The 9,909-nt window shown below is 71.4% G+C and carries 8 protein-coding genes and 1 pseudogene; 5 read left to right on the top strand and 4 right to left on the bottom strand.

Annotated elements, in window-relative coordinates:
* Positions 1–187 precede the first annotated feature (187 nt).
* The 3 genes from ACLQ2V_RS08010 to ACLQ2V_RS08020 are packed head-to-tail and all read right to left on the bottom strand — an operon-like array spanning position 188 to position 2,497.
* Entirely contained in the window at positions 188–736 is a 549-nt protein-coding gene (locus ACLQ2V_RS08010) for a DNA cytosine methyltransferase (RefSeq protein WP_425717710.1), read from the bottom strand.
* The gene (locus tag ACLQ2V_RS08015; protein ID WP_425717711.1) at positions 733–1,656 is read right to left on the bottom strand and encodes a TRM11 family SAM-dependent methyltransferase; all 924 of its coding nucleotides are present in this window, start codon (positions 1,654–1,656) and stop codon (positions 733–735) included. The genes ACLQ2V_RS08010 and ACLQ2V_RS08015 overlap by 4 nt, the downstream gene beginning before the upstream one ends.
* Positions 1,640–2,497, bottom strand: a complete 858-nt coding sequence (locus tag ACLQ2V_RS08020; RefSeq protein WP_425717712.1) for a hypothetical protein — start codon at positions 2,495–2,497, stop codon at positions 1,640–1,642. Before ACLQ2V_RS08020 ends, ACLQ2V_RS08015 begins: the two co-directional genes overlap by 17 nt.
* 947 nt (positions 2,498–3,444) lie before the next feature.
* On the opposite strand from ACLQ2V_RS08020, the gene ACLQ2V_RS08025 reads away from it, so the two are divergent.
* The 5 genes and pseudogenes from ACLQ2V_RS08025 to ACLQ2V_RS08045 all read left to right on the top strand — a co-directional run.
* Positions 3,445–4,323, top strand: coding sequence for a hypothetical protein (locus tag ACLQ2V_RS08025; RefSeq protein ID WP_425717713.1), 879 nt, complete (start codon positions 3,445–3,447; stop codon positions 4,321–4,323).
* Between the two features lie 492 nt (positions 4,324–4,815).
* The gene (locus ACLQ2V_RS08030; protein ID WP_425717714.1) at positions 4,816–5,196 is read left to right on the top strand and encodes a pilin; all 381 of its coding nucleotides are present in this window, start codon (positions 4,816–4,818) and stop codon (positions 5,194–5,196) included.
* 15 nt (positions 5,197–5,211) lie between these two features.
* Positions 5,212–6,126 carry a hypothetical protein gene (locus ACLQ2V_RS08035; protein WP_425717715.1) on the top strand — a complete coding sequence of 305 codons (915 nt, stop codon included), beginning with the start codon at positions 5,212–5,214 and terminating at the stop codon, positions 6,124–6,126.
* Positions 6,123–7,064, top strand: coding sequence for a PrgI family protein (locus ACLQ2V_RS08040; protein ID WP_425717716.1), 942 nt, complete (start codon positions 6,123–6,125; stop codon positions 7,062–7,064). Before ACLQ2V_RS08035 ends, ACLQ2V_RS08040 begins: the two co-directional genes overlap by 4 nt.
* Before the next feature lie 80 nt (positions 7,065–7,144).
* A pseudogene (locus tag ACLQ2V_RS08045) lies at positions 7,145–8,845 on the top strand (VirB4 family type IV secretion system protein); the annotation flags it as partial.
* 123 nt (positions 8,846–8,968) lie between these two features.
* Here ACLQ2V_RS08045 and ACLQ2V_RS08050 read toward each other — a convergent pair.
* The gene (locus ACLQ2V_RS08050) at positions 8,969–9,712 is read right to left on the bottom strand and encodes a hypothetical protein (protein WP_425717717.1); all 744 of its coding nucleotides are present in this window, start codon (positions 9,710–9,712) and stop codon (positions 8,969–8,971) included.
* Between the last annotated feature and the right edge of the window lie 197 nt (positions 9,713–9,909).

The following is a 9,909-nucleotide window of genomic DNA, read 5'->3' on the forward strand; positions in this document are numbered from 1 at the left end:
CCTCGGCGTCGGCAGCAGCCGAGCCGCACTGCTCGGCGTTCGCCCTTGCTGCCCGGCCGGTGCGGTGCGTCCGGCGGTGGCCGAGGCCCGGCTGCCGGCCGCCGTCACGGTGGGTAGGCGAGCGTGGTGCGAGCCGGAGGCTTCGATCAGGTCGGGCAGCCCTCCTTGATGGCCGGGGCCCTTGCCGTCACGGGCGCACGGCGTGGGCAAGGTCCGCACGTCCTCGGTGTGCGGCGGGGGCGGCCAGCAGGAACAACCGGTCGCGGCGGTGGGCGGCGCCGATGTCGGATGCGCGTAGGCAGAGCCAGCTCGTGTCGTACCCGAGCGCGGCCAGGTCGGCTTCGACGACGTCGAAGCCTCGCCGTAGGAGCGCGGCGACGTTCTCCACGAACACGAGCGGCGGTCGAAGGTGGCGAACGGCGTCGGCGACGGCGTTCCACAGGCTGGAGTGTTGCCCGGTGATGCCGGCGCGTTTACCGGCGTTGCTGATGTCCTGGCAGGGGAAGCCTGCGGTGAGGATGTCGACCGGCTCGACCTGGGTCCAGTCGACGGCGCGGATGTCGCCGAGGTTCGCCACGTCGGGCCAGTGCTGGTTGAGCACGGTGCGGGCGTGTCGGTCGGTCTCGGCGTACCAGGCGAGTTGGCCGCCGAGCACCAGCTCGACGGCCATGTCGAGGCCGCCGTACCCGGTGCAGACCGATCCGATCCGTGGGGCGGGGGTGTGCGCAACGATCACGTCACCTCCCCGCGCCCCGGCGGTTTGCCGAGGACCAGGACGTCTTCGTGCGCGATGAGGTGCATCGGCACGCCGCCGGCCCTGGCCTTGCGGACCTGTTGGAGTTGGAAGAACGAGGGGCGGGCGACGAGCTGCCCGTCGCGGACGGCGGCGAGCAGCGCGACGCACCGCTCGAGGGGTACGAAGCCGGCGGCGGTGCCGGCGGCGAGGACCGCCGAGGGCAGGTCGACCAGCTCGCCGCGTTTGCGCCACGGTCGGGCGGTGACCACGACTACGCCGCCGGGGCGCAGCAGGGTGTGGCAGCCGCGCAGGATGTCGGTGAAGCCGTCGACCAGCCCGGCCAGGGAGGAGCGGTAGGCGAGGTTGCCCTTGTCCTCGCCGTAGCGGTTGTCGTACTTGGTGACCCCGTCGGCGCCGGGCCGGACGAGGCCGTGCACGGTCGGCCCGTACGGCGGTGAGGTGACCACGAGGGCGACCTGCCCCTGCAGGGCGGCGGGCACGAGCGCGGTCAGGCGGGTCGCGTCGCCGCGGATCACCGACCCGCGGCCGGGGGCGCCGTGCCGCTGCGCGTGGGCGATGTTGGCGTCGGCGATGTCCGACCAGCGGGACTCGTACTCCACTCCGAGGGCGTCGCGTCCGGCGTGGATGGCCTCGACGATCGTGGTGCCGATCCCGCACATCGGGTCGAAGACCAGGTCACCCGGTTGGGTGTAGGCGTGCACGGCGTGGGCCGCGATCGCCGGCAGCATCCGGGCGGGGTGCTTGACCGACTGGGGCAGGTACCGGCCGCGCCGCTGGACCGGTCCGGTCGACTGGGCGGTGGCCCACACCGACAGGTCCTGCGGCCAGGCCGCGGTCGTGTCGTCCGACCCGGACGCGCCAGCGGTGTCGGTGGAGGGGTGGTCAGGCACGGCGGTCACCTCCTCGGCTGACGAAGACGAGCAGGTCGGCGTGCACCTTGACGTGGAGCACGAACTCCTGCGCGCCGGTGGCCCTGGCGAGGGAGAGCAGTTCCTCGTTGGTGGCGTGGTAGGTGAACCGGTCGCCGTCGGTGTCGGCGGCGACCGCGACGATGTGCTGCAGGTAGCCGAGGCCGGCGTCGGCGGCGGCGCCGACCACGGGCGTGAAGTCCTCCGGGGTGGCGAGGACGCCGGCCGGCACCCCGACGACGAGGACCAGGCACCCACCGTGGCGCAGCAGGCCGGTGCAGGCGGTGAGCAGCCGGGCGAGGCGGGCGTGGTTGGCCGCGTCGCTGCTGGCGTCCAGCGGCCAGGTGGCCACGACGAGGCTGGTGCGCCCCTGCGGGTCGTCGCCGTCGCCCAGGGCGGCGGGCGGGTCGTCGCCGGGGAGCGGGTCGGGATCGGTCAGGTCGTCGCCGAACCACGCGGCCACGTCGTCCGGGTCGTCGCGGTCCGGGTCGCCGCCGACGGGCTCGCCGGTGTGCTGCGGCGTGCGGGGCCCGACGGCCAGGGCCGGGGTCGCGGTGAACCAGGCCGGGTGGTGCCGGCGCCCGCCGCGCCGGCAGGCGATGCCGAGGACGTGGGTGTCGGTGACGTCGACGACCGTCTCGCCGGGCCGGCTGTAGGCGGCGATGAGCCGGTACGCCAGCCGGTGGGAGATGGCCGTGCTCTGGTCGTCGCCGCTGCGGGCGGTGCGCCAGACGGTGATCGGCACCGGCGGGTCGCCGGCGACCAGATCGATCGAAGGGATGTGGGGAGTGCCGCCCGAGCGGGCGGGCTGCGGCGTGGAGTGCTCGCTCATGTGGTGTCGGCTCCGCGCCGCGCCGTGCTGCGCTGACGTCTACCAATCGGCGTTTGTCAGCCCTGGCGAACACTCGGTGATCTGACAGCGCCCTCGCCGGTCTGACAGCCTGCGTGTGCCGCGTTCCGCCCGACTCCGCCTCGCCGGTCGTGGCCGCTCTCCCCGCTGACGATCACGCGGAGCGACTGTCAGACGGATTTGTCAGATCGGGGTGCGCGGGCTGCCGTCTCGGTCGGGAGCACCGTTTCTCGATGTCGCCGGCAGTGACCAGCCGCCCTTCGGATCGACCAGCGGCAGAGCGGACGGGGAGAGTGGCAGACACGGCGCGCATCTGTCACGAGGGCGCTGACAGATCGCGGCCGGACCGGCGACGGCGCGGCCCACCGGTCGCTGCGGGCGCTGCCGCGACTTTGGTGCCCCCGACACTCCGCCCCGCCCTCCGTCGACACCATCGGCCCGCGTGTCCGGACATCCGACTACGACAGCGACGCACTTCGGTGACATGGGCATGCCGGCATGACCGGACATCGACGACGGCCCCTTGCGTTCTGCAAGGTCGCGCCCATGTCATCGGGTGCAGCTGGTACCGACAAGGGCTGCCGTCTGGACACGGCCGGAAGGCGACCATCGGCGGGCACCTCAACGACGTCGGACTGACCGTGACGCGATGCAGCTCGGTCGGCGAGGCAAGCGTCGAGCATGGCGCGGAGATCCTTGTCCTCGGTGACGGGTGTCGACCTGACAGTGCAGCTCGGAGCGGGTCTGTCAGAGGCACGGCGGGAGGTGGCCGCCGGGTGTCAGACCGAGGTGGTCGTGGCCGTGTCCGGGCCCGGGGCGGGCTGTCATGGCCGTGCCAGATGCCGGTGGCCCACTGGCGGCACGGGATCCGCCCGTGTCCACCGGCGGCTTGTCGCCGCTGTCACCTGTCTGTCGTTTGGAGTCCTGTCATGTCCGTGTCCGACACCCGAGACTGGCCCACCTCCCATCTACTCGCCGCGGACGCGGCGTTCGTGGCGCTGACCAGCGACCCGAAACCCTTGTCACTCGACTGTGACGACCTGCCCCGTGACATCGACGGAGACTTCCGCCTGCCGTCGGGTGTCGTCGCCCTGCCAGTGCTGCGGGACTGGCTCCTCTCGCACCCCGGTGACTACGCGGGCCGTGACGCGGTGTGGCGGGAACTGGTGCTGCGTGCCCGGGTGCAGGGCAAGGAGTGGACGATCGCGGCGGTCGGGATGGCGATGCCCGCGCTGGTGCGTATCGCCGGGCAACTGTCCGCCGGCTACCGGGGCGACCCGGCCGACATCGACAGCGAGGTGCTGACCGGGTTCCTGGAGGCGCTGCGCGATCACCTCGACCTCACCCGTCCCGCGTTGTACGCGTCGCTGACCATGGCCGCCTTCCGGGCAGGGCGCAGGCTGCGGCTGGCCGACGACCAGGCCATGCCGGTCGAGAACATCGAGCACGTGGCTGGCTCGCGAACCCCGAAGGTCCCGTACGGCCATCCGGACCTGCTGGTCCGCCGTGCCGGCACGATGCGCGTCATCGACGAGGCGGACGTGCAGCCGTGGATCGAGGTCCGGCTGGGCCGGCGCGCCCCCGAGCCGATCGCCGCTCGGCTCGGCATCACCGTGGACGCGCTGCGGATGCGGCTGGCGCGCGCCGATGAGCGGCTCGCGCGGGCGGTGGCCGACGGCAGCCTGACCGAGGTCACCTCGATCGAAGTCGTGAAGCGGTCGGCGGGGCAGGCCGCGCGTCGGAGCAGCATCCGCGCGGGCAGGGCTCGCGGCCCGGCCGCGACGCGCGACGTCGCGGTAGCCGCCTGACGAGGGTTTCTGTCCGCACCCCGCGAACGGTGGTGGGCCTGGCGTCGGCGTCGACGTCCCAGGCCCACCACCGTTTTCGTCTGCGGCAGCTCGTGTATCCCCACGGCGGCTCCGGCGCGGTTCGGCCAGCGCCAGCCCATGCCGCTGCCAGAGGCCGGGGTGTCGCTGTCAGATCGGCAGGTGTTCGCCACGTCTGACAAACGCCGATTGGTGGGTGCGGATCCGGACGACAACAGCCACCGGCTGATCCGCGATCCGTCCGCCGTCGAGCGTGTAGGCGACGCGTGCCGTGTCACCTCGGGTGCCGCGCCATCGCATGCGCTGACACCTCATCGATACCGCAACCACCCAGTAAGGGAGGCGAGCTCCTCCCCGGGTGGCCGGCAAGCCGACCTCACGCTCGGCGGCGGCCCCTTCCACCCCTTGCTCTTCAATCGCCCCGCCCCCGGGCGCCCGCGCGGTGACCGGTGGCGGGGCGGGAGGTGACCACCCATGTTCCCCATCCGCACCAGAAAGCCTGTCCGACTCTGCGCTCTCCGCAGCGCCGCGCGTGTCTGCACAGCCCTGGGTGCCGCCGGGATGATTCTCGCCGTCCCCAGCGCCGCCCAGGCCGCCGCGGGCGACGCCACCTACCTGGCGGCGAACAGCCTGCCGGTCGTCATCAACAACCTCCGCGACCTGATCATGGGTCTGCTGGCCGGGATCGCCACCCTGTTCCTCGTGCTCGCCGGGGTCTACTGGGCCACCGCGGGCGGTGACCCCGGCCAGGTCGACAAGGCCAAGGGCGCCCTGCGCAGCGCCCTGGTCGGCTACGGCCTGGCGGTGCTCGCCCCGATCCTGCTGCAGGTCGTTCAAGGCATCGTCGGGGGCTGACCAGCGATGAACTGGATGGGCGGAATCCTCGACCAGATACTCGAATGGCTGACCGAGGCCGTGCTGGCCAGCCTCGACGCGATCTTCGCGCTGATCACCGACGGTCTCCTGACCACCCCTCAGGTCACGGCGCTGCCCCAGGTGCAGGCCCTGACCGGCCGGTCGATCTGGATCGTCGACACCGCGTTCGTCCTGGTGTTCGTCGCCGCCGGCGTCATGGTCATGATCTCCGGCGGCGACGAGCAGTCCCACTACACCGTGAAGGACCTCGCGCCTCGGCTGGTCGTCGGGTTCATCACCGCCCACTTCTCCCAGCTGTTCTGTCGTGAGCTCATCACACTGGCCAACGCCCTGACCGCAGCGGTCAGCGACGACACCCCCAACCGGGACAACGCCTTCGCCGGCGTCCAGAAGCACCTAAAAACCGGACGGGATGTCACCGCTCCACTGCTGTTCCTCATCCTCGTGCTGATCATCGCGGTCCTGATCGTGATGACGGCGTCCCAACTCATCGGCCGGTTCGTCACCCTGCTGGTCATGACCGCCGCCGCACCCCTGTTCCTGGCGTGTCACGCCGTGCCCGCGCTGGAAGGCGCCGCCCGCCTGTGGTGGCGCACCTACGGCGGCTGCCTGGCGATCCCGACCGCGCAGGCGTTCACCCTGACCGCCGGCCAGTGGATGCTGCTCGACTCGACCCACATGCTGCCCGTCCTGGGCCTGCCGGTCGAGCCGGGCGGCCTGCTGAACCTGTTCATCGTGATCGTCCTGCTCGCGACGACCGTGAAGATCCCCAGCCTGGTCGGCCGGTGGGCCAGCCAGGGCGGTAGCGGCAGGGGCAACGTCCTCGGCGCTGCCGTGCGGGTCGTCGTCGTCCAGCAACTCGCCCGCAACGTCCCCGGCCTGAACGCCCTCAGGAGGATCTCCAGATGATCAACAACGATGCCGTCGACGTGGTGGACCGGGCGCGGATGCCGGCCGACATCGACGCGCCCGACAAGGTCGCCTACGGGCTGACCTGGCGGCAACTGGCTATCCTGGCAGTCGCCGGCACGGCGTTCTACGCCGCCTGGAACGGCCTGCGCGCCGTCGTCGCCCCACAAGCCGTCATCTTCGCCGGCGTGGTCTTCGGTGGCGCCGTGTTCGCGCTGGTGGTCGGGCGCCGCGACGGGCTGCCGATGGACCTCTGGCTGCTCCACGCGGTCCGCCACTCCCACAGCCCGAAAGCGCTGTCGTCCTGCGGCGACCACGCCGCGAGCGTGCCCGAATGGGTGCAGTCGCCGAAGGGACGCCTCCCGCTGCCAGCACCGCTGAGACTGCCCGCCGACGCGATCGACGACGACGGTGAGATCGCCGTCGGCGGTGACCGTGCGGCGATCGTCGCGGCCACCACCATCAACCTGACGCTGCGCACCGCCACCGAGCAGGCCGCCCTGATCGACGGATTCGGCCGCTGGCTCAACTCGCTGTCCACGCCGACCCAGGTCGTGGTCTCCGCACAACCGGTCGACCTCGCCTCCCACGCCCGCACGGTCGCCGACGCCGCCCGAACACAGCCGCACCCCGCGCTGGAAGCCGCCTGCGCCGACCACGCCGCGTTCCTGGCCGACCTGGCCGAACACCGGGATCCGCTGCGCCGCCAGGTCCTCGTGATCACCCGCGCCGCCCCGGGCGAGCAGGGCAGCCACACCGCGCGACGCCAGGCCGACGACACCGTCCGGGCCTTGTCCGGCCTCGGCGTGACCGCCCGCACCCTCGACGGCCCGGCCGCCACCGCCGCGCTCGTCGCGGCCGCCGACCCCTACCGGACGCCACGCCCTGGGGGCCTGGCCGCCCCGGACACCGTCATCACCCTCACCGCCACCAGCTGAAGGAGACCGCTGTGCTCGGCAAGCGACGCTCCCGCGTCCACCCGAAGGGCACCACAACCGCAGACCGCGCCTCGACAGGGCTGGCCAGCGCGATCGCCCCGGCCTCGGTCGAGGTGACCCCGCGCTGGCTGCGCGTCGGTGACGACTACACCGCCACCCTCATGGTCACCGGCTACCCGGCCGAGGTCGGACCCGCGTGGCTCGAGCCGCTGCTGTCCTACCCCGGCCGGGTCGACGTCACCCTGCACATCGACCCGCTGCCCGCGCCCATCGCCGCAGCCCGGCTACGCAAGCAACGCGCCCGCCTGGAGTCGTCGCGGCGGGCCGACGCCGACCGGGGCAAACTCACCGACCCGTACACCGAGGCCGCGGCGGCCGACGCCACCGACCTCGCCGACCGGCTCGCCCGCGGCGCCGCCAAGCTCTTCCGCGTCGGCCTGTACATCACCGTCCACGCCCGCTCCGAGGACGAACTACGGCAAGCCTGCGCCCGGGTGAAAGCCGCCGCCGCCTCGACCCTGCTGGAAGTGCAACCCGCGACATGGCGGCAACTCGCCGGCTGGACCACCACCCTGCCCCTGGCCACCGACGGACTGCGGATGCCACGGACCATGGACACCCAGGCCCTCGCCGCCGCCTTCCCCCTGGCCAGCCACGACCTGCCGGCCCCGCTGCCCGGAGAACCCGCGACGACCGGCGGGGTGCTCTACGGCACCAATCCGACTGGCAACGGCGTCATCTGGTGGGACCGCTTCGCCCAGGACAACTACAACTGCGTGGTCCTGGCAAGGTCAGGCGCCGGGAAGTCCTACTTCGTGAAACTGGAAACGCTGCGGCACCTCTACACCGGCGTCCACGTCTCGATCATCGACCCTGAAGACGAGTACCTGCGCCTCGCCGACGCCGTCGGCGGGACGACCGTGCGACTCGGCGCGACCGGCGTCCGGATCAACCCGCTCGACCTGCCCGCCGGCGACACCCGCCCAGACGTGCTCACCCGCCGGGGCCTGTTCCTGCACACCCTCGTCAGCGTCCTGATCGGCACGCTGCCGCCACCGGCCGAGCGGGCGGCGCTGGACCGCGCCATCCTCGCCGTCTACCGACAGGCCGGGATCACCGCCGACCCGCGCACCCACCGCCGACCCGCGCCCCTGCTACGAGACCTGGCCACAACCCTGACCAGTGACGCCGACCCGGCCGCCGCACAGCTCGCCGCCCGACTCTCGCCGTGGATCGACGGCTCGTTCAAAGACCTGTTCGACGGGCCCACCACCACCCGCCCGGACGGTCACCTGGTGGTGTGGTCGCTGCGGCAACTGCCCGACGAACTGCGCACCGTCGGCACCCTGCTCGCCCTCGACGCCATCTGGCGGCAGGTCGACGCCCCACCGGCCGACGGACCCCCGCCGCGACGCATCGTCGTAGTCGACGAGGCCTGGCTGCTCATGCGCGACGGCGAGGGCGCCCGATTCCTGTTCCGCCTGTCCAAAGCAGGCCGCAAGCGACACACCGGACTGACCGTGGTCACCCAGGACGCCGCCGACGTGCTCGGCACCGACCTCGGCCAAGCCGTAGTCGCCAACGCCGCCACCCAGATCCTGCTCCGCCAGGCACCCCAGGCCATCGACACCGTCGGAGACGCCTTCGGCCTGACCGCCGGAGAACGACGGCTGCTCCTCGCCGCCCAACGGGGACAGGGCCTGCTGGTCAGCGGTACCAACCGCACCCCATTCGAAGCCATCTCCAGCGAGGCGGAGCACGGCCTGGCGACCACTGATCCGAAGTTAGTCGCAACTTCACCGACTCTAGGCAGACGAGCACGCGCCGGTCGACCGGCGACTGTGACGCTCCACCGCGAGCACTTGGCGGCAGAACAGTGCATTTGAGCGGTTTGGCAACTGCCCTCAGTTCGGGTTGCGCGCAGCAGCGAGGGTGAGAATCCGTAAACCAGTGACGTTTAGTCCGCTGCATACAACATCGAACGATCGGTCAGTCAAGATATCCGCGACCGGCGCTCGACGTGGACCAGCAGTCAGCGTTGAATACCATCGCTCCCCGTGGGCGAGGCTACTAGACGTGTTCCACAGCAACTGGACGTCCGACATGGCGCTGTTTGTCCCGTAATAACTGTCGACCGCAGATCCGAGGTCCGCAATCATGGATTCATCCCTCGGCGGACGTCTATGCACTTCGGGGGTAAGGTCGCGCACCGCAGACAAGACGACATCTCGCGATCGTTCGAATGCTCTACCAACGGCTCCGAACACATCGGGTGCACCCTGCTCCACTGCCTTACCCATAGCGCTAGCGCCCTGACGACGGTCTTCAGCTACCAATCGTGTTGCTCGACTCACCCGGTCTGCGGTATCCGCTGCCTGAACGAGCCACGCACCCTTGGCCGTTGACACCAAGGCCGGACGCAGCAGCAGGATATGCGTCCCCTGCCTGGCAAGGTCGGGGGTCTGCGCGATCCGCGCGGCAGCTTGCAGTCGGTGCATCGCGTCGAGGAGAAGGACCCGGGCAACTGTGTAGGTGGAGATCGACGCATGTGTCGCGTCGGAGGCAAAGTTGCTGCCGACGCCGGGCTCCCTAGGCCAAAGCTTGGCTATGGTCGGTAGAGCCTGAACCCGATCGAACACGTCAGCCATGGCACCGAGCGTATGCCAGTGCCAGCATGAGCCTCGCAGCGGCCAATGCTGATGAACGACAATACCAGGCCGGCATCGATCGTCAACGCTCCCGGCCAAACCCTATCGACACGGCGGGGGGGGGGGGGGGGGGGGCGGGGGGGGGGGGGGGGCCCCCCCCCCCCCCCCCCGCGCGGCCGCGGAAGGCGAGTATAAAA

It is taken from the genome of Micromonospora sp. DT233 (assembly GCF_049841815.1).
Classification (GTDB): domain Bacteria; phylum Actinomycetota; class Actinomycetes; order Mycobacteriales; family Micromonosporaceae; genus Micromonospora.

Excerpts from the sequence above, each read along its gene's own strand:
- ACLQ2V_RS08020 (WP_425717712.1), bottom strand. The coding sequence starts at position 2,497 with ATGAGCGAGCACTCCACGCCGCAGCCCGCCCGCTCGGGCGGCACTCCC.
- ACLQ2V_RS08035 (WP_425717715.1), top strand. The coding sequence starts at position 5,212 with ATGGGCGGAATCCTCGACCAGATACTCGAATGGCTGACCGAGGCCGTG.
- ACLQ2V_RS08030 (WP_425717714.1), top strand. The coding sequence starts at position 4,816 with ATGTTCCCCATCCGCACCAGAAAGCCTGTCCGACTCTGCGCTCTCCGC.
- ACLQ2V_RS08025 (WP_425717713.1), top strand. The coding sequence starts at position 3,445 with ATGTCCGTGTCCGACACCCGAGACTGGCCCACCTCCCATCTACTCGCC.
- ACLQ2V_RS08050 (WP_425717717.1), bottom strand. The coding sequence starts at position 9,712 with ATGGCTGACGTGTTCGATCGGGTTCAGGCTCTACCGACCATAGCCAAG.
- ACLQ2V_RS08040 (WP_425717716.1), top strand. The coding sequence starts at position 6,123 with ATGATCAACAACGATGCCGTCGACGTGGTGGACCGGGCGCGGATGCCG.